This window comes from uncultured Flavobacterium sp., from assembly GCF_951805225.1.
Classification (GTDB): Bacteria; Bacteroidota; Bacteroidia; order Flavobacteriales; family Flavobacteriaceae; genus Flavobacterium.
The window spans coordinates 4,883,477-4,908,436 of record NZ_OX638201.1 but is presented as its reverse complement, the minus strand read 5'-3'; the positions used below and the strand labels follow the sequence as shown (position 1 = coordinate 4,908,436).

Sequence of the window (24,960 nt, the reverse complement as noted above, 5' to 3'; positions counted from 1 at the left end):
CTTTAAACTTCGGGCTTGTTAAATAAATTCAAAAAATATGAAATCAAATATAAAAATCGTCTATACTTTAATACTTGCATTAGCATTTGTATCGTGTAGTTCGTCAGATAACGATTCAGCTCCGGCTTCTCCTTATCAACAATATGGCGCATCATTTGACAAAATGCCTAAAAAAGAAGATGCTATAATTTATCAGGTAAATATTCGTGCTTTTAGTCAGGCAGGAACTCTAAAAGGTGTTCAGGACAGACTTACTCAAATTCAGGAATTAGGCGCAAATGTTGTGTATCTAATGCCTGTTTATCCTGTTGGAAAAATAAAAGCTTCGGGGGAATTAGGTTCTCCTTATGCTGTGAAAGATTATAAAGCTGTAAATCCTGATTTTGGAACTTTGCAAGATCTTCAGACTTTAGTTGAAGAAGCGCACAAAAAAAATATGGCCGTAATTCTTGACTGGGTTGCCAATCATACTTCTTGGGACAACGCATGGATTACACAACATCCAAACTGGTATCAAAAGAATGACAAAGGAGAAATTATTATTCCTCCGGGAACAAATTACAATGACGTTGCACAGTTAGATTTCAATAATGCTGAAATGAAAGATGCAATGATCGACGCAATGTCTTACTGGGTTTACAATGCAAATATCGATGGTTTCAGATGTGACTATGCAGATTTAGTTCCTCAGAATTTCTGGTCAGATGCAATCACAAAATTAAGAACCATCAAAAAAAATCAAAATATCTTAATGCTTGCTGAAGGTTCAAAAGCGAGTCATTTTGTTTCGGGTTTTGATTATACATTTGGATTTAACTTTTTCTCGACTTTAGAAAAAGTATTCAAAGAAAGTAAACCTGCTACAACTATTCAGGATTCAAACGCAACTGAATATGCGACTAATTACAGACCCGAAAATAGAATTGTAAGATACACAAGCAATCATGACGTAAACCTTTCTGAAGGAACTCCTTACGAACTTTTTGGAGGTAAAGAAGGTTCTATCGCTACATTTGTTGTCGCTGCTTATATGAAATCTGTTCCAATGATCTACAACGGACAAGAAGTTGGTTATAATAAAAGAATCAATTATTTCGCAAAAACTCCAATTGACTGGTCTACTGCGGATGCTTCTGTTTTGGCAGAATACAAAAAAATTATCGCTTTCAGAAATTCAAGCAATGCCATAAAAACAGGAAGTTTTACTGGATATAGCAGTAATGAAATAAGCGCTTTTACAATGGTAAAAGATGCCGAAAAAGTTCTGGTTCTTTCTAATTTAACTAATTCAGCCGTTAAATATTTAGTTACTCCTTCATTAAAAGGAACATGGAAAGATGCTTTTACAGGAAATGCAGTAACTGTTGCTGCCGACTTAACGCTACAACCTTTTCAATATTTAGTATTGAAAAACTAATACAAAAGCAACTTTAGAAACAAATTAGGTTTGCTAAAAAACTAAATAACATGAATTTTCAATCCCAAAAAATGCTGCTTCAAATTCGTTTGGGCAAAAAAGTAGCGCTTTTACTTTTTGTGTGTGCAAACTCATTATGGGTTCAGGCACAGGAAATAACTTCGCCAAACAAAAATCTTTCTCTAAAATTTGAATTAAAAGAAGGTGGAATTCCATCTTACCAATTATCATATAAACAAAAAGCAGTTATAAAACCAAGTTCTTTGGGTTTAGAACTTCAAAATTTGCCTTCGTTTTTGGATGGTTTTACCGTTACAAATACAGCACAATCCTCTGTTGATGATACTTGGAATCCGGTTTTAGGCGAAGAAAAAACAATCCGCAACAATTACAATGAATTGGTTGTCACTTTGGCGCAAGCAAAAAATAACAACAGATATATTCGCATTCGTTTCCGTTTATTCAATGACGGATTAGGTTTTAGATATGAATTTCCGAAGCAAAATGACTTGAATTATTTTGTAATAAAAGAAGAACGTTCTGAATTTAATTTGGCTGGAAATCATAAAATCTTCTGGATTCCGGGAGATTATGATACCAATGAATATGCTTATACAACTTCGAAAATTTCTGAAGTTCCTTCGTTAATGAAGAAAGCTACGATCGATATCAATTCGCAATGGCCTATCAAAGAATTGTCTGTGCAAACGCCATCAATGATGAAATCTGATGACGGTTTATACATCAACATTCACGAAGCAGGTTTGATCAATTATCCGGCAATGTATCTTGAAGTTGATGCCGTAAATTACAAAATGCGCAGTCATTTAGCGCCTGATGCCGTTGGTGCAAAAGGATATATGCAAACCGATGCGCAATCGCCTTGGAGAACTATTGTAGTAAGCGATAAAGCAACTGAAATTTTGGCTTCAAAATTAATCCTGAACCTCAACGAACCAACAAGTTACAAAGATGTTTCGTGGATAAAACCGGTAAAATTTATCGGAATTTGGTGGGAATATTTTGTAGCAGGAAGAAGTACGTGGGCATTCGGAAAAGAAACAAACGTAAAATTAACAGATGATTTTACCAAACTGACGCCAAACGGAAAACACGGAGCCACAACAGAACGCGCAAAAGAATATATTGATTTTGCATCTAAAAATGGTTTTGATGCAATCCTGATCGAAGGTTGGAATATTGGCTGGGAAGACTGGATCAACAACTGGAAAGAGGAAGTTTTTGATTACGTAACCGCTTATCCTGATTTTGATGTAAAAGCAGTTCATGCATATGCAGCTTCAAAAGGTGTAAAAATTATCATGCACCACGAAACTTCAGGATCAGCAACAAATTATGAGCGTCGTTTAGATCGTGCTTTTCAGTTTATGAATGACAATGGTTACGATGCTGTAAAAACAGGTTATGTAGGTAAAATTATTCCGCGTGGCGAACATCATGACGGACAATGGATGGTCAATCATTACATTAATGTAGCCAAACGTGCAGCCGATTATAAAATCATGATTGACAGTCACGAAGCGGTTCGACCAACAGGTTTAAACAGAACTTTCCCAAACTGGATTGCACAAGAATCTGCACGTGGAACGGAGTTTGAATCTATGGGAGGATTAGCGCCGGATCACACCACGATTTTGCCATTTACACGTTTAATGGGTGGACCAATGGATTATACTCCGGGAATTTTCCAGACCGATCTTTCATATTACGGAACAGGAAGTACACAACGTGTGAATACAACTTTGGTAAAACAATTGGCATATTATGTTACGATGTATAGTCCGTTGCAAATGGCAGCTGATATTCCTGGAAACTACGAGCGTTTTCCAGATGCATTTCAGTTCATCAAAGATGTTGCTGTAGATTGGGATAACAGTTATATTCTTGAAGCTGAACCGGGAGATTATATCACGATTGCTCGTAAAGCAAAAGGAAAAGACGCTTGGTTTATTGGAGGAATCACAGACGAAAACTCAAGAACTGCCAACATTACTTTTGATTATTTACCAGCCGGAAAAAAATTCATCGCTACAATTTACGCTGATGCGAAAGAAGCGAATTGGAATGAAAACCCACAAAAATATACCGTAACTAAAGTTGTTGTAACCTCAAAAACAATTTTAAAACAGTATTTAGCTCCGGGCGGAGGTGTTGCAATTAGCATTAAGGAAGGAAATGCTACAGAATTAAAGGGATTGAAAAAGTTATAATAAATAGGTTCTAAGGTTCTGAGACACTAAGTTTCTAAGCTTTTGCCACAAATTTCACGAATTCCACGAATTAAGACTGCAGACTAAAATTTGTACTAATTCGTGAAATTCGTGGCAAAACCTATGTCCTTTTTTGGACAAAAAATAAAAATTTTACTACTTGAAAACTATTAACCACAAAATGTTTGTCGAATTTAAAAACAATGCGAGTGAGAATGAATTTTAGTTAGAAATGCTGACAAGCATGCAAAAAACAAAAAATCATGAAAATAAAAATTACCCCAAGATTATTTCATTTTACGAAAACAATAGTCTGTTTTCTGTTATTATTTGCAAGTTCAGTGTATGCACAAGATCCGGCTCAATATGGTACGCCATATACAGGAGTTCCGGACCCGAGAGATGCAAATATTTATCAAGTTCATATTCGTCCGCATAGTGCTTCCGGAACTTTAGCCGCAGTTACGTCTGATTTGGATCGAATTAAATCACTTGGTATCAATGTACTTTATTTGATGCCTATTTATCCTTACGGAACTGATTCAAGAAGTTCTAATTCTCCTTATTGTATCAAAGATTACAAATCTGTAGGTTCTGAATACGGAACACTTACAGATATGCGTAATCTGGTAGATGCTGCCCATGCCAAAGGTATGGCGGTAATGCTTGACATTGCTGTAAACGGTACTTCATGGGATCATCCCTGGACCGTATCTCATCCGGAATATTATCAAAGAACCGGAACAACGATTAATCAGCTGGCAAATTTTAGCGATATAGCAGCACTGGATCTTAACAATACTGCACTTAGGGCAGCAATGAAAGATGCTATGCGTTATTGGATTTTTGCAGCAAATATTGATGGATATCGTTGTGATTTTGCTAATAATCCTCCCATTGATTTCTGGACAGAAATTATTAGTAACTTAAGAGGTATTACTTCTCATAACTTATTAATGCTTGCCGAAGGAGATCGTTTACAAAATTTTCAGGCAGGATTTGATATGAATTTTGGTGATAAATGGTTTTATGATGCGTTGAAAAATGTTGCAGGCGGAGGTCCGGTTTCTACAAGATTCCAAACCACAAATGACATGGAATATACCTATGCAACAGGAAGTCAGCAAGAAGTAAGATGGACTGCAAACCATGATTCAGAAAACAATAGCGATACTGCTCCTTTTACTGTATTTAAAAGTAATGCCGGAGTAGTGGCAAATTTCTTAGTTTCGGGTTATATGAAAGGAGTTCCTTTTTTAACAAGCGGACAAGAAGTAGCTTTTAATCAAGTAATTCCGTGGCCTTATACAAGCGTAAAAATCAACTGGAGCAATACCGCTGCCACACCGGAATTTGCTAAGATTCTTAACTTTAGAAATAGTAGTGCCGCTATCAGACGTGGTACAATGACACCTTATGCAAGTGATGATATTTGTGCCTTTACAAAAACATTAGGAACAGAGAAAGTTATTGTAATGACCAATCTTAGAAATGCAAGTAAAACATTTGTGATTCCGGCGGCATTAGCAGGAACTTATAAAGATGCTTATACTGGTGCAAACGTAACATTGGTTTCTGGAGCTACACAATCTTTTAATGCTTTTCAATATATTGTTTTAACTAATACAAATGTTGCAACTGTAGCCGTTACAGGAGTTTCGGTTAGTCCAACAACAGCGACGGTTGGTTTAGGATCTACACAACAATTAAATCCAACAATTGCTCCTGCAAATGCAACAAATCAAAACGTAACATGGACTTCAAGCAATACAGCTGTAGCAACTGTAAACGCATCTGGATTAGTTACAGCGGTTTCAGCAGGAACAACAACTATTACCGTTAAAACAGTTGACGGAAATAAAACAGCAACTTCAGCTATAACAGTTGCGGCAATTCCGGTTTCTTCCGTAAGTGTTTCGCCAACAACGGCAAGTTTATATGCAGGAAACACACAACAGCTTTCGGCTACGATTTCTCCGGCAAATGCAACAAACAAAACCGTAACGTGGAGTTCTAGCAATACAGCTGTTGCAACTGTAAATTCATCTGGATTAGTAACAGCGGTTTCAGCAGGAACAGCAAATATTACTGTAACAACGCAAGACGGAAGCAAAACTGCAATTGCAGCCATTACTGTAAACGCAAATACTAATTTCACAGTTTATTTCTACAAACCATCAAATTGGGGAACTGGAATTAAAATTTATTATTGGAGCGCTTTACCAACAGGCGTTTTAGCTGATGCTTCATGGCCAGGCGTAAACATGACCGATGCCGGAAATGGTTGGTACAGTTACACGTTTACAAATGTAACTTCGACTAATTTAATTTTTAATGACGGAACAAGTCAAACAGCTGATTTAAACAGAAACAAAACAGGTTGGTACATGAATACAACTTGGTACGATTCAAATCCAGGAACTGTTGTAGCGGTTACAGGAGTTACATTATCGCCAACAACTGCCACTTTATTAGTGGGTGCAACACAACAATTAACGCCAACAGTTGCGCCTGCAACAGCAACAAATAAAGCAGTAACTTATAGTTCAAGTAATACTGCTGTAGCAACTGTAAATGCTTCGGGATTAATAACTGCTGTAGCTGCAGGTTCTGCAACAATTACAGTTACAACTCAGGATGGAGCAAAAACAGCAACTTGTGCAGTAACGGTAAATGCAACAAATGTAGCTGTAACAAGCGTAAGTTTGAGTCCAACTTCAGCATCATTATCTGTAGGTGGAACGCAACAATTGACTCCAACAATTCTTCCGGCAAATGCAACAAACAAATCTGTAAATTACAGTTCGAGCAATACCGCTGTAGCAACTGTAAATTCATCTGGATTAGTAACTGCTGTAGCAAACGGATCAGCAACTATTACAGTAACTACAGTTGATGGAAGCAAAACAAGTACTTGTGCTGTAACAGTTTCGACTGCAACAGGAACTTATTATACAATAAAAAACAGATGGACAGGTGCCTATTTATCTGATGCCGGAGCAAATGTAGGTTATGGAGCAACGGTTGCAAACAACAATTACAAATGGCAAAAAATAGCTATTGACGCAACTTATTTTGTACTTAAAAATGTAGCAACTGGCGAATTAATGAATATCGAAAGTCAAACCGGAAATGTTCAGGCAAATATAACCGATACTACTTTCTGGAGTGCACAATGGTCTAGCGATTATATCGACGGAACTTGGGTTAGATTAAGAAACAGATGGCAAACCGGAAACATTATTCATGTTGAAAACCAAACAGGATCTGCACAATATGGTAATTCTCAAGATGGTTGGTACAGTGCACAATGGCAATTGGAAACAACAACTGTTTCTACTTCAAAATCTGTTGTGAATTCTAAAGATGTTTCATCATCTGAAAAAGTAATTGGCATTTATCCTAATCCATCTACCGATAATCAATTTCATGTTTTGTTACCGGAATCAGAAACTGGAGACGTAACTACAATTACGGTTTCTGATATGAACGGAAGAACTGTTTTAACAGAAAAACTTTCGACTTCAGGACAAATTAATCACAATTTAGCAGAAGGTTTATATATTGTAAACATTAATTCAAACGAATATAATGTGACTAAAAAACTGATCGTTAAATAATTTTAATTTTCTTTTATAAAGTAAATGCCGTATGAAAAATTTCATACGGCATTTTTTTTGCCACGAATTCACGAATTATTTTAAAACAATGTACATAATGATTCGTGAATTCGTGGCAACTTTTTTCTTTTTTAAAGCTTACCTCTTTTTTGCAAACCTTCAAGTAAATCTTTTGCAAACTCAGCTGCATGAAGTACATATCCTAAATGTCCTCCGGGAACATATAAAACTTCGGTTCCAAATTGTTTTGCTAAATTGGTAACAGGCCATGCCGGCATTGTATTAACCGAATCTCTTCCTACGCAAAAAATAATTTTATCCTTATTTTCTTCTAATTTATCAGTATCAAAATCAGTCGGAGGATATTGTCTTATTTCGTTTTCAAACCAATACGTTGTGTTTGGTGTTTCCGGTCCTTTTCCAGCTTTCATGAATTCTCCGTCTTGTGTTCCGGGAATTATTTCATTTACGAATTTTTCTTTGGCTGGACCTTCGCCTTCTTTTTTATAAAGATCATAAACTGCCTGATTTTGCGCTTTCCATTTTTCAAAGTCCGGAAGATATTTTAAAGCTGTTGGTTCATGCGGAACAAGCGCTTTAATAATATCTGAATGAAGCACCATCAACTGAAGCGAAACCAAAGCTCCTGAACTGCTTGCAAATACAAAAGCCGGTTCTTTAGTCAAATGTTTAATTAAAGCTGCCGCATCATTTGCATCCGTATCGATACGATGTGTATAATCTTGTTCGCCTACTAATTTAGATCCTGAAAATCCTCTACGGTCATAAGTTACCACTGTAAATGTTTTTGATAATATTTCGCGAATAGGCGTAAAGATAAAATGATCTCCGTTTGCTCCGGGAATCATTAATAAAACTGGTCCGTTTCCTTTCGTTTCATAATACAATTCAGCTCCTGATACATTTAATATTCCTGTTGTTACACCTTCTATTGGTTGTTTGGTATTTTCCATTTCTCTTGTATTTTAAGAATTATAAATTCAATAATTTTTCGACATTCAGATGCCCTATTTTTGCTTTGTCTTCTTCAGAAATTGAAGCGTTTTTAAGAAAATCTCCTGTTTCGGTTTTTATCAAATAAGGATAATCTCCCGAGTAAATGATATGATCCGCTCCCATTTGTGCAATCGCAAATTTTAGTTGAGTTTCAGAGAAAATTCCGCTTGGCGTGATATAAACATGCTCTTTATAATATTCTGAAATCGTACGTTTTAAATGTGTTATTTCACTGTATAAAGTTTCGTCTAATCTTTCGAGAAAAGCAGGAACAAATTCTCCCCAATGTCCAGAGATTATTTTTAAATTGGGCAACTTATCAAAAACTCCCGAAAGAATCATTCTGATTACATGAATTCCACTGTCCATGTGCCAGCCAAAACCTGCAGCCGGAAAAACTCCGTTTACTAATTTTGACCAATTATCATTTCTAAAATAATGGTCTGCTACTTCTTTTTCAATAATTCCCGGATGCAAATAAACGGGTACATCTAATTCAGCTGCTTTTTCAAAAATTGGAAAAAATTCAGCTTCATCAAAGAATTTGCCCTGAAAAGTCCCCGCTAATAAAGCTCCTTTAAAACCTAAACTTTTTACAGCACGTTCTAATTCAGCTGTTGCTGCAACTGGATCAGCAACTGGCAAAGCTGCAAAACCGGCAAAACGAGTTGGATTTTGTTTTATTAAATGTGCTAATTCGTCATTGGCTTCAGCACAAAGTTCAATTGCAATTTTAGGGTCTGCAATTCCTTGTGGACTTCCTCCGCCATACGAAATGACCTGCATATCGATACCGCTTTCATCCATAAATTTAATTCTGCGTGCACCAACATCTTCAATATCATCATTTGTAGGCAAAAAATGTTTTATCAATTCCTGCATGTCTTTATTTTTTTCAGCGTCACTACTTTGTGGCTGAAACTGTTTCATTTTCTCACTGATTTTTGGTGAGCTAAAATGTTCTTCTATCGTGATAATTTTCATTTTTTCTAGTTTTAAGAGTTTAACCATTCTTCAGATTCCTGATACAATTTTGTGACACTTTCCGGTTTATCAATTCCAGGCAAATTAACATCTACAGTATATCCGCTTTTGCTTAAAGCATAAGACATATTAGCATAACTTGGTCTGAACTTGGCGATTTCCTCTTTTGGAATTATAATACCATCAGCAGGAGAAACTGGAATTAAAGCATCTTTTTCGTAAATTCCTTCCATAGAAATAATAGACCAAAGACCATTAATTTTCTGAGTTTTGTACAGTAGTTTTACATCAGATTGCAGTTCTAATAAATGTCCGTCAATTTCCTGTCTTATCTGAATTGTTGCCATGGTAATTGCAACCGCTTTATCATTATTTAACCAAACCAAAGTATCAAATAATTTGTGTGGAGCATAAGTTTCCATTTTGCTTGAAGCGTCGACAAAACCATGTCCAGATCCTTTAAACCATGAAATTGTTACAGTAGAATTTTCTGCAAAACATTTCTTCATTTCCTCCCATTGTGCATTGTCTCTGCAAAAACGTTCAAATTCTATGAGTTCTTTGATACTGAATTTATCAGTTACATTTTCTAAAGTATTTCCAAGTGGTTTTCTTAATAGTGTTTTCATGATCAAACCTTTTTAATTTTATTATTAACATCAGTTTGTTTTCTGATGATTTATAGGACAAAATTAGGCCGATAGAAAAACGTCTGCATTGACAAATGTCAAAATCGTTATTTAGATTTGAGTCTGCTTAAAGTTTCCTGAGAAATACCCAGATAACTAGCTACTATTCTATTCGAAAGACGTTGGATATAATGTGGTCTCTCTTTTAATAGTTTTTCATAACGTTCTTTGGCTGATAGTGTAACCAAATCTTCTATTCTGTTATTTTGAAAAGTAAAGGCTAATTCTAACATTCTTCTATAAAATAATCCCCAACTAGAAATTTCATTCACAAGAATAAAAAAATCATCATAAGAGATAGAAAGTATTTCCGAATCTTCTAATGCATCAATATATTCAACAGAAGGTTTTTGATTGATAAAACTAGTGAGTGCAGTTACGGGAGTATTGTCAAATGAAATTAATCTTGTTTTTTCCTGGCCATCTTGTGTAATATAATAAGTACGCATGCAGCCTTTTTCTAGAAAATAAAATTTATTACAGACTTCTCCCTGAGATAAAATAATGGTATTTCGTTTTACTTTATGAGCAGTAATACAAGACATTATTCTACTCATATCCTGAGCATTAACCTCTGCTAATTCAGAAATAAAATCTTTAAATATATCTGTCATAAGAATAATGGTAATAATATGCTTAATTACTAATTAAAGAAGAATTCAAGCAATTTTAGTGACCTATAAATATAAGGTAAATTCAATTCTCAAAAACAAAAAGAAAGGAAAAAACCCATGTTTTTAAAGAAAACGAAACCACCTTCAAAAAGTAAGATACTATTTGAGGGCGGTTAATATTTAGAAAAAAGACTTTAAAATGACAAAAGTAAATTGCTTAAAACGAATATACACAGGCAAATCCAAAATTAGATTGCACATTTTCATTTTTAAAATTTATTGCTGGTTTAAAGGCTAATTGTTCGCTCACATTAAATTGAGATAAAGCGGCATCAATATTGGCATCAATTATATTTAAAACATAAAAACCAACTATAAACAAAGCCGATAAATCTCTATTTCGCTGATATTGTTTTTGGGCAGCAATTAATTGACTATTGCTTAAGTTCGCCAAATATTCAGAACCACTTGTATTCCCTAATAATCTGCTTTTGTATTCGTTTCGATAAATGTTGTAATTTTTCTTGCTGTCGATATAAAAATAAGTACTCGCTCCAATTGCTCCGTAAACCAAAGGAAGTTTCCAATATTTCTTATTATAAATTTGTCCTAATCCGGGGAAAATAGCCGAATAAAATGCAGCTTTTGCAGGACGTAAAGGATCAATTGTTTCTGATTTTAGAGAATCATTTAAAACGATTTTCTTTGTTTGCTGAGCTGAAATTGTCGTTAATCCAAAAAATAAAAACAGAAGAATAAATTGATATTGCATGTGGAAGTTTCTTTAAAATTTTGATTCAAAGAAAACTTTCTCGTCCTAAGATTTCTCTTAAGTAAAAGATAAATAAAACTTAAGATTTCATATCGCTTTTTGCCACGAATTTCACGAATGAACACGAATTATGTTTAACTAATTCCTGTATTTAAATAGTAGTTGTTTGAAAAGTGTATTTTTGTTAAATAAATTTTTTGGAGGAATTAAAAACACTTACTTATTGTAAAATGTATCTTACAAAAACAGAACTGTTTTTTACTGAAATCAATTTTTGCTTTCAGAATTTTAATATCTTTGAGCTATGAGCACAATAACAAAACCACATCATATAGGAAGAAATATCAGTCGTATTCGTGAACTGAAAGACATGAAGCAGGAAGCACTTGCTCAGGCTTTAGGAATCAGTCAACAGACAGTTTCTGCAATCGAAAATAGCGAAACTATCGATGACGAAAAACTCAAAGAAGTTGCAAAAGCACTTGGTGTAAGTGTGGAAGCAATTGAACATTTTTCGGAAGAAGCTGTGTTTAATTATTTTAATAATTTTTATGATAATAGCCAGGGAACTGTAGGAAATCACCATGGAAATCATCATTGCACTTTTAATCCTCTTGACAAAGTAGTAGAACTTTACGAACGTTTGGTTCAGGCAGAAAAAGATAAAAACGAGCATTTAGAGAAATTCTATAAAGACAAATAGTCTTTTAAATTCAATATTTTTTGCCACGAATTTCACGAATGAACACGAATTAAAATTAATTTTTCCTTTTTAAATTTGTGCTAATTCGTGAAATTCGTGGCAACTTTTTTTAATTATTCTCCTAACATTTCCATCAATTCCAAAGCTCGTTTGGTTGATTTTACATTGTCGAAAGTCAATAAAAGTCGTAAACCATTTGGTGTTTGTTTTTCTTTCATAGTACAAAGATTACTGTGCGTTTGTACAAACTTTATCATTTTATGGAAACGCTTCGATTGGTAATAATCTGATTGTTGATCTGAAACGAAATAGCCAATCATTTTGCCTTTTTTCATCACCAGTTTTTCAATACCAACAGCTGTCGCAATCCATTTGATGCGAATACTATTCATCAACGCATTAGCGCGCGGAGGCATTGGACCAAAACGGTCAATTAATTTATTTTGGAAAATAACTAATTCGGCTTCATTTTTTACAGAACCTAATTCGTTATACAAGCTCAAACGTTCTGTAACATTATTGATGTATTCATCAGAAAATAAAAGCTCAAAATCCGTATCGATTTGAAGATCTTTTACGTATTCTTTGGTTTCAATATCATTCTCTTCAGGATATAAATCTTTGAATTCGTTTTCTTTTAATTCTTCGATCGCTTCGTTCATGATTTTTTGGTACGTATCAAAACCAATTTCATTAATGAAACCACTTTGTTCGCCACCTAATAAATCTCCTGCACCACGAATTTCAAGATCTTTCATCGCAATGTTAAAACCACTTCCTAATTCGCTAAATTGTTCCAACGCCTGAATACGTTTTCTGGCGTCTTCGGTCATTGACGAATACGGCGGACAGATGAAATAACAGAATGCTTTTTTGTTACTTCGACCTACTCGACCGCGCATTTGATGCAAATCTGATAATCCGAAATTATTGGCATTATTAATGAAAATCGTGTTGGCATTTGGAACGTCCAATCCACTTTCAATAATTGTGGTTGCAACCAAAACATCAAAATCTCCATTCATGAAACCTAACATCAATTCCTCGAGTTTGGCGCCTTCCATTTGTCCGTGACCAATTCCGACTCTTGCATTTGGAACCAAGCGCTGAATCATTCCGGCCACTTCTTTTATATTTTCGATTCGATTATTAATGAAGAAAACCTGTCCGTTTCGCTGAATTTCATACGAAATCGCGTCACGAATTACTTCTTCATTAAAACTAACCACATTTGTTTCTATTGGATAACGATTTGGCGGAGGCGTTGTAATTACCGATAAATCTCTTGCCGCCATTAACGAAAACTGAAGCGTTCTCGGGATTGGCGTTGCCGTTAATGTCAACGTATCAACATTTGCCGCAATGGTTTTAAGCTTGTCTTTTACGTTTACACCAAACTTTTGTTCCTCATCGACAATCAATAAACCTAAATCTTTAAAAACTACATTTTTGTTTACTAATTGATGTGTTCCAATTACGATATCAAGTTTTCCTTCAGCTAAATCTTTTAAGGTTTGCGCTTTTTGTTTTGCGGTTCTAAATCGGTTTAAATAACCTATTGAAACCGGCATATCTTTTAATCGTTCTGTAAAAGTTCTATAATGTTGGTATGCCAAAATAGTAGTCGGAACTAAAACGGCAACTTGTTTACTATTATCGACAGCTTTAAAAGCGGCACGAATCGCAACTTCCGTTTTTCCGAAACCTACGTCACCACAAACCAAACGATCCATTGGGCGATCGCTTTCCATATCAGCTTTTACTTCTTGTGTCGATTTAGTTTGATCCGGTGTATCTTCATAGATAAACGAACTTTCTAATTCGTTTTGCAAATAACTGTCCGGCGCAAATTGAAAACCTTTTTCTAAACGACGTTTTGCATACAACTGAATCAAGTTGAAAGCAATATGTTTGACACGCGCTTTGGTTTTTTGTTTTAAAATTTTCCAGGCGTTCGATCCTAACTTATAAATCTTCGGAGGTGTTCCGTCTTTTCCGTTGTATTTGGAGATTTTATGAAGCGAATGAATACTTACATAAACGATATCATTATCGGCATAAACCAGTTTTATGGCTTCCTGAGTTTTTCCTTCGACTTGAATTTTCTGCAATCCGCCAAACTTCCCAATTCCGTGATCGATATGCGTTACATAATCACCAACCGAAAGCGCGGTTAATTCTTTAAGCGTAATATTTTGCTTTTTAGAATAACCATTTTTGATGTTGAATTTATGATATCGCTCAAAAATCTGGTGATCTGTATACGCCGTAATTTGATTTTCTTCGTCAATAAAACCTTGATATAAAGGCAATACAACGGTATGATATTGCTTGCGAATATTCTCGGAATTCGCTTCGTCTAAAGTTTCAAAAATATCATGAAAACGTTTTGCCTGAGTTTCATTCGAACAGAACAAATAATTCTTGTATCCATTAAAATGATTGTCGCTTAAATTATTCAGCAACAAATCAAATTGCTTGTTGAAAGATGGCTGCGGCTGAATATGAAATTCGAATGTTTTACTTGTTTTAAAAATTGGTTTTGAAGCCAATTCTACAACCGAAAAATCTAAAGCTCGCTTGGTAAACGAAGCCTGATTTAAGAATAATTGTTCCGGCTGAGCGTGTTTTATTTCTTTCGAAAGTTTCTCAAAAGCTTCTTCGGCTCTTGCAAATTGTTTGTCTAACTGACTGAAAAGTCCGTCTGTATTTTGAATAAAAAGAACCGTTTTCTCAGCAATATAATCTAAGAAACTTTCTCGGTTTTCCTGAAATATCTTGTTTTCGACATTCGGAATTATGGTGATTTTTTTATGTGTTTCTACAGATAATTGCGTTTCTACATCAAAACTTCTGATGCTGTCTACTTCGTTACCAAAAAATTCAATTCTATAAGGATGATCGTTTGAAAAAGAGAATACATCGACAATTCCTCCACGAACCGAAAATTCTCCGGGTTCTGTAATAAAATCGACTCTTTTGAATTCATATTCAAATAAAACTTCGTTGATAAAATCGATCGAAATTTTATCATTCAAAGCGACTTTCAACGTGTTTTTGTCTAATTGCTGACGTGTAACTACTTTCTCAAAAAGTGCTTCTGGATACGTAACAATTATGGCTGGTTTTTTTCGGGAATTGATTCGATTTAAAACCTCAGCGCGAAGCAAAACATTCGCGTTATCGGTTTCATCAACCTGATACGGACGTCGAAATGATGCAGGATAAAACAAAACATCTTGCTCGCCAATCATTTGCTCGAGATCGTTCAAATAATAAGCGGCTTCTTCTTTATTGTCCAGAACAATCAAAAAAGGCAACTCTGTCTTCTTGAAAACAGCGCGTATGACAAATGAAACTGCTGATCCTAACAATCCGTTAAGATGCATTTTTATCTGATTTTGTTCTAGTAATTGTTTGGCAATCTGCTCGTTTTTAGGCAGATTATCATACATTGTATATAAGGCGTTTTTAGTCAACTGTTGGTAACTTTTTATTTATATTCTGCGCTGGAAGAACCGGAGCTGTATTCGAATTCGGAATAGCGCGCGTTGTATCTAACATTCTCAAGAAATCTGCTTCTCCTTCTTCTTTTGGAATTTTACTTTTTACAACAACCTGATCCATTTGTCTTTCTAATGAAACCAATTCTTTGTTAATATCTCCAATCAGAAACGTTACTTTCTTATCCGGAATTGTATTCAGATTAATAAATAAATCCATCATTTTGATTTTGGTAATCAAAATTGAGATTCGGCTTTTTATCTGAGGAACATTAAATTCTGCAGGAATATTGTTGTTTAAAGCAAATGCCTTTTTTGAAATTGCAGCTGATTTTTTTTGAAAAGCTCCAATCGTTTTTCTTGGTTTATCTCCAATTTCTTTAAGAAAATCACGCCATTCGGCCCACGAACTTACTTTTTGTTCTGCAACTTCATTGATGGGTTCATCAATAAATGTCCAGGCTTTATTTATATTATTAAAAATGATTTCGTTTTTCTTTGCTTCTTTTTCATTCTCAGCTCGACGTCTTTCATCTTCATTTTGACATGAATTCAGTACAAAAATTAAAAGCAGAAAAAGAGATATTTTATATTTCATTTGGTAAAACATTAAGCTACAAAGTTACAAAGTAATTTTACAATTACGAAGTCTGTTTTTTGCCAAAGATTCTATAAATCAGGTGCGTTTTTTTGGGCCACAGATTTGGCTGGTTAAACGGATTTAACGCAGATTGTTTTTACCGCAAAGCACGCAAAGTTTTATTACCTAAAATGTGCATATAACCGCAAAGTTCGCAAAGCTAAATCAACACAAAACTTTGCGAACTTTGCGTTTAATCTGCGTAATCCTAAACAAAAAAACCTTTGCGCACTTTGCGGTTAAATTTTCCAGATAAAGATTTTAAAAACAATCCGCATTAAATCCGTTTAACCAGCCAAACCCGTGGCTAAATTCGTTCTAAAATTAAAACCTGCAATAATACTCTCACAGAGAATAATCCAAAAAACGAACTTCATCCTTGTTAAATTTATAATTTGTTTTTCTAAAAAGTAAAAATAATTGCGAAAACGTTATATTTGCGTCTCTAAAAACTATTCAAAATGAATCCAAAAATATTGATCATTGGCGCTTGCGGTCAAATTGGGACTGAACTGACTCAAAAACTACGTAAGTTATACGGAACAGAAAATGTAATTGCTTCTGATATTCGAAAATTAAATACTGACGTTGTTAATTCAGGTCCTTTTGAAGTGGTGAATGCTTTAGATTTCAATCAAATTGAACATCTTGTCGAAGTGCATCAAATCACAGATATTTATTTGATGGCGGCACTTTTATCTGCTACAGCTGAGAAGAATCCGGCTTTTGCATGGGATTTGAATATGAATTCATTATTTCACGTTTTGAATTTGGCTAAAGCCAAAAAAATAAAAAAGATATTCTGGCCTTCAAGTATTGCAGTTTTTGGACCAACTACTCCAAAAGAAAATACACCTCAATATACTGTTATGGAACCTTCAACGGTTTACGGAATCAGTAAACAAGCCGGTGAAAGATGGTGTGAATATTACCATAATATTTATGGCGTTGATGTTCGAAGCATCCGTTATCCTGGTTTAATTAGCTGGTCAACTCCTCCTGGTGGCGGAACTACAGATTATGCTGTTGATATTTTCTATAAGGCTATTGCCGATAAAAAATACGAGTGCTTTTTATCATCTGAGACAAAAATGCCAATGATGTATATGGATGATGCGATCGATGCGACGATTAATATTATGAAAGCTCCGGCTGAAGAAATCAAAATACATTCTTCATACAATTTAGCCGCAATGAGTTTTACTCCAACTGAAATTGCAAACGAAATCAAAAAACATATTCCTGAGTTTACGATTACTTATGAGCCTGATTTCCGTCAGAAAATTGCGGACAGCTGGCCGGCAAGTATCGACGATTCTGAGGCGAGAAAAGATTGGGGTTGGAAACATACTTTTGATCTTGAAACTATGACAAAAGATATGTTGGAACATTTGGCTCAATAAGCTTAAAAGATAAAGATATAAAAATAAAAAAGTCTCGTTTAAATACTAAACGAGACTTTTTTTATGAGTTCAAATGAAGCTTATTTTACTTCATAAACATTATTTGATGCTTTAATATCTGCCATTAATCCGCTTGGATCAATTGTGATTTTTTTAATTGCCGTTTTGCTTTTATCAATTGTAAAACTATAATTTGATTGTGCCCAAGCCCAATCTTCCAAAACTGTTCTTTTTACGTTTGGATTTGGATTTGGCTTAATAAAATTCATCATTCTTAACGGAATATAAAAACTCTCAGATGTTCCGTCTGTATATTCTACAGTTAAATCTATTGGCATTGGCATTCTTCCAATTCTCTCTAAACTTACCGTTGTTTTTCCAGCATTATCTGCAACATCTTTGATACCGTAATCAATTGTATTTAACGTTTCTGTCCAATCAATTAAATACCAATCTAACTCTGCTCCGGAAACTCTTTCTGCAGTTCTTTTGATATCATTTGGAGTTGGATGTTTGAATTTAAAATCGTTGTAATATCTTTTTAAAGTTGCATCTACATTCTCTTTTCCAATCACATATTCTAATTGTGACAAAAAGATACTTCCTTTTACATAAGATGAAATACTGTAAGGTCTGTTTTCGTCATAACGATCACCGTGAGTAGTTTCTGGCTGTTCTTTTCCTGAATTTACTAAGTTGTAATAAGCTGTATAATTTCCTTTAAACGGGTTTTCTACTTTTTTATCTCCTTTTAATTCATTCAAAGCCATGTCTTCGATGTAAGTTGTAAAACCTTCATCCATCCATGGGTGTTTTGATTCGTTTGAAGCTAAAATATGTTGAAACCAAGAATGTCCCATTTCGTGCGTTGCTGTTCCCAAAATACCTTCAAGAGTTCCGCTTCCTAACATTAAAGTACACATTGCATATTCCATTCCGCCATCTCCACCTTGAATAAATGAATATTGTTTGTATGGATATGCGCCTACTTTATGATTGTAAAAATCCATTACTTTAACCATTAACGGCTCTAATTTTTTCCAGTTTCCGGTTGTTTTTTCATCATTTTTGTAGAAGAAATGCAAATCAACATCATTTGGTCCTTTTACAACATCATGTGTATATTGTTTGTCTGCTGCCCAAGTAAAATCGTGAACATTTGGCGCGATAAAATGCCATGTTAATGTTTTTGCTTTCTTTGGATAAACAACCGTTACACCAGCATCTTCGTATCCGTGACCAATTTGGTTTTTGTCTTGCAAATATCCTGAACCTCCAATTGTATAGTCTTTGTCGATTGTGATTTTTACATCAAAATTACCCCAAACTCCGTGAAATTCTCTCGCAATATATGGATCTGCGTGCCAGCCTTCGAAATCAAATTCGGCTAATTTAGGATACCATTGTGACATCGAAAGTTCAACTCCTTCAGAATTATTACGTCCTGAACGACGAATTTGAACCGGAACTTGTCCGTCAAAATCTAACGTAAATGTAGTTTGTGAATTAGGTAAAATTGGCTTAGCCAAAGTAACTTCAAGAATAGTTCCTGAGGTTCTTATTTGAGCCACTATTCCATCTTGTTTAAGATTTGTGATTTTTAGATATCCAACTTCATTTGGTTTCAAAGTTTCAATTCGGCTTTGTTTAACCTCTTTACCATCGGCACCTTTTACTTTACTTACCATTCTTCCGTCAGGATCTTTTATAGAATGCAAACGAGCATCCATTTCGCTTCCTGGCTGAAATGCATTTGGATATAAATGATAAAAAACTTTTCTTAAAGTATCAGGCGAATTATTGGTATAAACCAATTCCTGTTTTCCTTTGTACTGATAGTTTTTTACATCCATCGAAACTTCCATTTTATAATCGACATGTTGTTGCCAATATGGAGCATTTTGCGCAGATAAAGAGTTTAAACCCAAACTCAAAAAAGATAGTAATATAATTTTTCGCATGATTGTTTTAATAAAAATGGAAGAGTTGCCACTCTTCCATTAGGTTAGTATTTTATTTTAATTTTATTTCTTTGACATTTTTTCTGCCATCAATAAAGCATTATAAGCATTAACCATTTTACCTGTTTTCGAAGATTCAGCTGATGAAACCGGAACTGGTTTTTCGTTTGGATTTGGATTTTTACCTAAAACTACCTTCGCTGGAAGTGCAACTCCGGATTCCATTAAAATATGTTTTACCTGAGAAGCTTTTAATTTTGGATAATAAGAACGGATCAAAGCTGCTACTCCTGCAGCATTTGGCGATGCCATTGATGTTCCTTGCAAATATTTGTATTTATCGTTTGGAACCGTTGCGTAGATTTCTTCTCCCGGTGCAAAAACGTCAACATTTATTTTTCCGAAATTTGAGAATGAAGCTATTACATTTTCGCCGTATTCTTTATTGATTGCTCCAATTGTAATTACATTATCAGCAAATTCTTTAATGTTGTCTTCAGAATCATTTGGATAATTGATGTTTTTAGTTTCATCAATATTATATCCGTCATTACCTGCTGCGTGAACAATTAAAACATCTTTTTTTGCTGCATATTTTATCGCATCATAAACCCATTGTTTGTGCGGAGAAAAACTTTTTCCGAAACTTCCGTTGATTACTTTTGCGCCATTATCTACTGCATAACGAATCGCCAAAGCAATATCTTTATCGTACTCATCTCCGTCTGGAACTGCTCTTACTGTAAGGATTTCAACATTATTAGAAACTCCGTCTCCTCCAATATTATTTCCGCGAATTTGCGCAATGATTCCCGCAACGTGAGTTCCGTGAAGTGCTTTTTCTTTATCCGGACCAAAAACTATATTATTACCGTAATGATTGTTTTTAAGATCTTCCGGATTATCGCCTACAACTTTTCTTCCGTCATATTCTTTGTTCAGATTATAATTGAATTGATCGTAAACTTGTTCTCTGTACTCTTCAAAATCAGCTTCAGGATTAAAAGTTGGCCCTGCATTACCAAAAACCTGAGTCATGATATCTTTACTTCTCAAAACTTTTGGATCTGTTGAAGTAATCTTACTTAAATCTTCTAATTTATAATCTCCTTTATTTAACTCCTTTTTAATAGTATTATGTACATCTATTAAAAAATCAACTTGTTGTTTATCTTCTTGAAGTTCGCTTATCTTTTCATTATACTGTGCTAAAGCTGCTTTGTATTGTGCAGATCCGTCATCGCCTTTTTTAACGATACGTGTTAATTCAAGATTTTCGTGAACAGCATTTCCAAGAAAATTCCATCCGTGAACATCATCAATAAATCCATTTTTATCATCATCGATTCCGTTACCAGGAATTTCTTTTGGATTTGTCCAGATCATTCCTTGTAAGTCCGGATGTTCAATATCGACACCTGAATCTACTATACCTACAATTACTTTTTTACCTGTTTTTCCTTGTAATAATTCGGCGTAAGCCCTATCAACACTCATTCCCGGAATCGAATCTTTAATTAAATCAAGGTGACTCCATCTCTTTAATTCGTTTTCGCTAACAGGCGCTTTTTTAACAATTGCCAAAGGTGCTGTAATTACAACTTTAGGCGCTGAATCTTGTGCTTGTACGGTTGCGCTACCTGCTAAAGCAAGTAATACCCAAGCAGATAAAGTAAAGGGTTTTATATGACTCATGTATCTGTATATTATTATAAAGTTAAAAGATGGGCCTAAATTATGATTTTTTGTTACAAAAAACTAACGATTAACAATGCCTTATGATTTTTGACACTTTCTTAAGTATTGTCTAAAGCCAATCAAACGGCTTAAATCATGTTTTTTTAATCAATTCATCTATAAATATACTGTTTTCATTTTTATAAAATTTTAAGGAGAAACAAATTACACGTACGGTTTCCCGTAAGGAAAACTAATGTGGATTGCTTATCATTGCGCGACTGAATTATAAACCCTCTCTATGAAAACAAAACTACTCTTGTTGCTGTTATTAGCAAATTTTTCAATTTTTGCACAAACCAACTTAGTTCCAAATGGGAGCTTCGAAGCCTGGTCTTCGTCATCTCAACCAGATCATTGGAATCGTTTCTTAAGTGGTTATGTTTCTCAAAGCACAACTGCTCAAAATGGTACATCAAGTACTAATATGATGATTGCCAGCGGTACATTCAACTACATAAATACCGACTATTTTGCTGTAGAAGCTGGTAAAAAATATCGTGTAACGATGTATCACAAAGTTGTAAAAGGTACATTTTCTTCTATTGATTTTAGCGTTTACCACAAACCTGGCGTATTCAAAGAAGAAATAGTCAAAAAATCAGACGTTACGTTCTCAACTACTGAATGGAGAAAAATTGAATTTGAATATAATTCACCTACTTCTGAGAATATTGAAGTAGATATCTGGACAAACGGATCTCTTGATTCTGAAATTTTGGTTGATAATGTTTCTCTTGTAGATGTTGCCGAAGCTCCTGCACAATACACAATGATTCCTGATGTAAATTTTGAAAAGAAACTGATCGATTTAGGAATTGATTCTGGTGCTATTGATGGTAAAGTATTAACATCAAAAATCAATACATTACAATCTTTGAATATATCAAATAGCTCAATTAGCGATTTAAGTGGAATCGAGGATTTTAGTGCTTTGTATTCATTGTATTGCAATAATAACAATTTGACGAATCTTGATCTTTCAAAAAATTTATTATTATTAAATATTGACTGTAGCCATAATCTATTAACTAGTTTAACTATCAATAAAGCAGGAAGCAATCTTAATGCTTCTGCTAATAAGTTAGAAAATGTAGATTTTTCACAAAACACTTCTTTGAACTTCTTAGATTTAACTAGTAATTTATTAACTACTTTAGATATTTCTCAAAACGAAAACTTAGGAACTTTACAAGTAAGTTATAATAAATTAACCTCTTTAAACCTTTCAAAAAATAAAGTACTGGGATATCTTAAATGTTTAGGAAACCAATTAAGTACTATAGATCTTTCAAATAATACTACATTAGAATATTTATTTATTACAACTAATTCACTTACTACATTAGATTTGTCTAAAAACACAAAACTGAGATTTGTGGATTGCTCTTCTAATAAATTGACAAGCCTCAAAACTTCTAGCGGAGCCTCTTTACAGAATTTAAATTGTGCTTATAACAAACTGACAAGTTTAGATCTTTCTGCTAACACTGGTTTAACTGAACTTGAATTTCAATCAAATTTAATACAAACTATAAATGTATCGGCTAGTATAAATTTAGATTTTTTTAATGGTAGTTATAATCAACTTAAAACTTTAGATGTTTCTAAAAATGTTAATTTGACTTATTTTAATTGTACTGGAAATATATTATTAAGTGAGCTAAATTTAAAAAATGGCAATAATACCAAAATAAAAGATACTGATTTCTCTATTCGTGAAACTCCAAGTTTATACTGTTTAATTGTAGATGACGTTGCTTATTCTACTGCAAATTGGACATCAAATATTGATCCTTATACAATTTTTACAAATGCGCCATGTGCTCCTGTAAAATATACTCTTATTCCAGATATTAATTTCGAAAAATCCCTAATAAAAAAAGGTATTGATGCTGTAGAAGATGGTAAAGTATTGACTAGCAAAATTGCTATTATCAAGGTTTTAGATTTGAGCGATTATTACACTAATCTAAAAATTGAAGACCTGACAGGAATTGCAGATTTTACAGCACTTGAAGAATTAACATTACCTTCTTATAACAGTGGTGTTCTAAAAACAATTGACATCTCTCACAATTTAGCTTTAAGAAAACTAACCTCTTATCAAACTAAATTAGAAACTCTGGACGTTTCTAATAATTTAGCTTTAACTGAATTAAATCTTTATAGAAATAATTTAACAACACTTAATGTATCAAAAAATTTAGAATTAACGAAACTTGATTGTTCTCTAAACAGATTGACAAGCCTGGATGTTACTGCAAACAAAAAACTTAAGAGTTTAGCATGTGCTGCATCTAATGAAGAAGGTAATTATAGTCCCCTACAAGGTTTATTAACAAGTTTAGACCTTTCTCAAAATCTTGATTTAGAAGTTTTAGATTGTAGTTCAAACGATAAAATTGTTGGATTAGATGTATCTAAAAACCTAAAGCTAACCTCTATTAATGTGAGTAATAATAAACTAACATCTATTGATTTTTCTGCCAATAAACTTTTAAAATTTATTTCCTGCGAATCTAATCAAATAACAAGTCTGGATCTTTCTAAATATCCTGCTTTAGAGAATCTACAATGTTCTTTTAATCAGTTAACAACATTAGATGTATCTCAAAAACCAGGCTTAACTTTTTTAGCCTGTGAGTATAACCAACTAACAAGCATAGATGTATCAAAAAACCCTGTATTAGAACGTTTATACTGTAGCGGTAATAAAATAGCTAGTTTAGACATATCTGCTAATCCAAACATGAAGCAACTGTTATGTGGAAGCAATAATATGACCAAATTAAATTTAAAAAATGGCAACAATACAAAGTTTGAAATTGTGTATAACAGTGTTTTTACAAATAATCCAAATTTAACTTGTATACTTGTTGATGATGTTGATTATTCTAATAAAACTTGGGCTACTTTTAAAGATAAAACTGCAAGTTATAATACAGAATGCAGCTTTAGTTTACCTTCAAAAAACTTTACTGTAGAAACAAAAGGTGAATCTTGTGTTGGAGAAAACAATGGCGAAATTAGCATAACCGCAACTGCCGAATTTTCATATACTGCAAGCGTAAACGGAAAAACCAGCACATTTACAAACAAGAGTCTAAAAGTTAATAATCTGGCACCAGGAACTTATGCTGTTATTGTAACAATTCCGGGAGAAGTATATGAACAAACTTTTAATCTAACAATTGCAAAAGCCGTTACTATTACAGGAAAATCAAGCATAACATCGAAAACTGTTGATGTTGAAATTACACAAGGAACTGCACCATTTACAGTTTTTGTTGATGGAGCTAAACAGTTTCAAACCAATGACGCAGCTTTCTCTGTAAATGTTGATAAAAATGCGGTAGTAGAAGTTACAACTGCCAAAGCGTGTGAAGGTGTTTTTGCTAAAAAAGTTTCTGTTTCAGATTTCGAATCACAAATTTTGTCTGCATATCCAAATCCAACTTCGGGAAGTTTTGAAATTCAAATTCCAACAAATAAAACAGAAGTTAAAATAGAGTTGTACAATTTTGGAGGTCAATTAATTTCTGGTAAAACTTATACTATCGAAAATGGAAAAGCATTATTGAATCTTGAAAATCAAGCTTCAGGAATTTATGCTGTAAAAGTCTATTTAGAAACTCCGGAATATCTAAAAATTATAAAAAAATAAAA

Annotated in this window: 15 protein-coding genes; 6 read left to right on the top strand and 9 right to left on the bottom strand. The window is 33.8% G+C overall.

Features of this window, described 5'->3' with window-relative positions:
- Positions 1-37: 37 nt before the first annotated feature.
- The 3 genes from WN975_RS20430 (at position 38) to WN975_RS20420 (ending at position 7,268) form a co-directional block, all read left to right on the top strand.
- Positions 38-1,417: an alpha-amylase family glycosyl hydrolase gene (locus WN975_RS20430; RefSeq protein ID WP_337968098.1), complete on the top strand. Its 1,380-nt coding sequence runs from the start codon at positions 38-40 to the stop codon at positions 1,415-1,417.
- Between the two features lie 50 nt (positions 1,418-1,467).
- Positions 1,468-3,648 (top strand): glycoside hydrolase family 97 protein, encoded by a 2,181-nt coding sequence (locus WN975_RS20425; RefSeq protein WP_337968097.1) that lies wholly within the window; start codon positions 1,468-1,470, stop codon positions 3,646-3,648.
- Positions 3,649-3,911: 263 nt separating this feature from the next.
- A complete protein-coding gene (locus WN975_RS20420; protein ID WP_337968096.1) occupies positions 3,912-7,268 on the top strand; it encodes an Ig-like domain-containing protein in 3,357 nt (1,118 codons plus the stop codon).
- Positions 7,269-7,399: 131 nt separating this feature from the next.
- On the opposite strand, the gene WN975_RS20415 is transcribed toward WN975_RS20420, so the two are convergent.
- The 5 genes from WN975_RS20415 to WN975_RS20395 form a co-directional block, all read right to left on the bottom strand.
- Entirely contained in the window at positions 7,400-8,242 is an 843-nt protein-coding gene (locus WN975_RS20415) for an alpha/beta fold hydrolase (RefSeq protein ID WP_337968095.1), read from the bottom strand.
- Between the two features lie 19 nt (positions 8,243-8,261).
- Entirely contained in the window at positions 8,262-9,269 is a 1,008-nt protein-coding gene (locus WN975_RS20410; RefSeq protein ID WP_337968094.1) for an amidohydrolase family protein, read from the bottom strand.
- Between the two features lie 11 nt (positions 9,270-9,280).
- The gene (locus WN975_RS20405; RefSeq protein ID WP_337968093.1) at positions 9,281-9,898 is read right to left on the bottom strand and encodes a hypothetical protein; all 618 of its coding nucleotides are present in this window, start codon (positions 9,896-9,898) and stop codon (positions 9,281-9,283) included.
- Positions 9,899-10,005: 107 nt separating this feature from the next.
- On the bottom strand, positions 10,006-10,572 hold the full coding sequence (locus WN975_RS20400) for a Crp/Fnr family transcriptional regulator (RefSeq protein WP_337968092.1): 567 nt from the start codon (positions 10,570-10,572) through the stop codon (positions 10,006-10,008).
- Between the two features lie 217 nt (positions 10,573-10,789).
- On the bottom strand, positions 10,790-11,344 hold the full coding sequence (locus WN975_RS20395; RefSeq protein WP_337968091.1) for a DUF5683 domain-containing protein: 555 nt from the start codon (positions 11,342-11,344) through the stop codon (positions 10,790-10,792).
- A gap of 304 nt (positions 11,345-11,648) precedes the next feature.
- Here WN975_RS20395 and WN975_RS20390 point away from each other — a divergent pair, with 304 nt between their 5' ends.
- A complete protein-coding gene (locus WN975_RS20390) occupies positions 11,649-12,047 on the top strand; it encodes a helix-turn-helix transcriptional regulator (protein ID WP_337968090.1) in 399 nt (132 codons plus the stop codon).
- A gap of 113 nt (positions 12,048-12,160) precedes the next feature.
- Here the strand turns inward: WN975_RS20390 and mfd are convergent, their stop codons facing one another.
- Both mfd and WN975_RS20380 read right to left on the bottom strand, forming a co-directional pair.
- On the bottom strand, positions 12,161-15,526 hold the full coding sequence (gene mfd, locus WN975_RS20385; protein WP_337968089.1) for a transcription-repair coupling factor: 3,366 nt from the start codon (positions 15,524-15,526) through the stop codon (positions 12,161-12,163).
- On the bottom strand, positions 15,519-16,148 hold the full coding sequence (locus tag WN975_RS20380) for a hypothetical protein (protein ID WP_337968088.1): 630 nt from the start codon (positions 16,146-16,148) through the stop codon (positions 15,519-15,521). Before WN975_RS20380 ends, mfd begins: the two co-directional genes overlap by 8 nt.
- Positions 16,149-16,651: 503 nt before the next feature.
- Between WN975_RS20380 and WN975_RS20375 the strand changes: the two genes are divergently transcribed.
- A complete protein-coding gene (locus tag WN975_RS20375) occupies positions 16,652-17,593 on the top strand; it encodes an L-threonine 3-dehydrogenase (RefSeq protein ID WP_337968087.1) in 942 nt (313 codons plus the stop codon).
- 80 nt (positions 17,594-17,673) lie between these two features.
- Here WN975_RS20375 and WN975_RS20370 read toward each other — a convergent pair whose 3' ends face one another.
- Positions 17,674-19,554 carry a M1 family metallopeptidase gene (locus WN975_RS20370; protein ID WP_337968086.1) on the bottom strand — a complete coding sequence of 627 codons (1,881 nt, stop codon included), beginning with the start codon at positions 19,552-19,554 and terminating at the stop codon, positions 17,674-17,676.
- 63 nt (positions 19,555-19,617) lie between these two features.
- Positions 19,618-21,249 (bottom strand): S8 family peptidase, encoded by a 1,632-nt coding sequence (locus WN975_RS20365; RefSeq protein WP_337968085.1) that lies wholly within the window; start codon positions 21,247-21,249, stop codon positions 19,618-19,620.
- Between the two features lie 283 nt (positions 21,250-21,532).
- Here WN975_RS20365 and WN975_RS20360 point away from each other — a divergent pair, with 283 nt between their 5' ends.
- On the top strand, positions 21,533-24,958 hold the full coding sequence (locus tag WN975_RS20360; RefSeq protein ID WP_337968084.1) for a T9SS type A sorting domain-containing protein: 3,426 nt from the start codon (positions 21,533-21,535) through the stop codon (positions 24,956-24,958).
- The last annotated feature ends 2 nt before the right edge of the window (positions 24,959-24,960 follow it).

Coding starts and splice junctions, on each gene's coding strand:
- WN975_RS20375 (WP_337968087.1), top strand. CDS start 16,652: ATGAATCCAAAAATATTGATCATTGGCGCTTGCGGTCAAATTGGGACT.
- WN975_RS20415 (WP_337968095.1), bottom strand. CDS start 8,242: ATGGAAAATACCAAACAACCAATAGAAGGTGTAACAACAGGAATATTA.
- WN975_RS20410 (WP_337968094.1), bottom strand. CDS start 9,269: ATGAAAATTATCACGATAGAAGAACATTTTAGCTCACCAAAAATCAGT.
- WN975_RS20390 (WP_337968090.1), top strand. CDS start 11,649: ATGAGCACAATAACAAAACCACATCATATAGGAAGAAATATCAGTCGT.
- WN975_RS20360 (WP_337968084.1), top strand. CDS start 21,533: ATGAAAACAAAACTACTCTTGTTGCTGTTATTAGCAAATTTTTCAATT.
- WN975_RS20395 (WP_337968091.1), bottom strand. CDS start 11,344: ATGCAATATCAATTTATTCTTCTGTTTTTATTTTTTGGATTAACGACA.
- WN975_RS20420 (WP_337968096.1), top strand. CDS start 3,912: ATGAAAATAAAAATTACCCCAAGATTATTTCATTTTACGAAAACAATA.
- WN975_RS20405 (WP_337968093.1), bottom strand. CDS start 9,898: ATGAAAACACTATTAAGAAAACCACTTGGAAATACTTTAGAAAATGTA.
- WN975_RS20430 (WP_337968098.1), top strand. CDS start 38: ATGAAATCAAATATAAAAATCGTCTATACTTTAATACTTGCATTAGCA.
- WN975_RS20380 (WP_337968088.1), bottom strand. CDS start 16,148: ATGAAATATAAAATATCTCTTTTTCTGCTTTTAATTTTTGTACTGAAT.
- WN975_RS20400 (WP_337968092.1), bottom strand. CDS start 10,572: ATGACAGATATATTTAAAGATTTTATTTCTGAATTAGCAGAGGTTAAT.
- WN975_RS20425 (WP_337968097.1), top strand. CDS start 1,468: ATGAATTTTCAATCCCAAAAAATGCTGCTTCAAATTCGTTTGGGCAAA.
- WN975_RS20370 (WP_337968086.1), bottom strand. CDS start 19,554: ATGCGAAAAATTATATTACTATCTTTTTTGAGTTTGGGTTTAAACTCT.
- WN975_RS20365 (WP_337968085.1), bottom strand. CDS start 21,249: ATGAGTCATATAAAACCCTTTACTTTATCTGCTTGGGTATTACTTGCT.